1 protein-coding gene is annotated in these 254 nt (G+C 53.5%); it reads right to left on the reverse strand.

Annotated features, from left to right (window positions below):
- Window positions 1-254, reverse strand: a 254-nt coding sequence (gene tnpB, locus AACY49_RS31665; protein ID WP_339528306.1) for an IS66 family insertion sequence element accessory protein TnpB, incomplete at both ends; no start/stop codon positions are given.

Genomic DNA, 254 nt, shown 5'->3' on the forward strand with positions numbered 1-254 from the left:
TCAAAACCATCCAGTAGCCAGTTCAGTTCCTGCACGGTCAGAACAATCGCCTCGTCAGTGGCATCGGGCGATGTTTTGAAGCGCTCGGATTCGAGGCGCTTGAGCCAGAGGCAGAAGCCGTTGCGTTCCCAATACAAAATCTTCACGCGGTTGCGTGGCTTGTTGAGGAAGACGAAAAGCACAGGGTCGAATACCGCGACTTTGATATCCAGTTCGACCAGCGCCGCCAGGCCATCAATGGATTTTCGAAAGTC

It is taken from the genome of Pseudomonas sp. EL_65y_Pfl2_R96 (assembly GCF_963970905.1).
Classification (GTDB): domain Bacteria; phylum Pseudomonadota; class Gammaproteobacteria; order Pseudomonadales; family Pseudomonadaceae; genus Aquipseudomonas.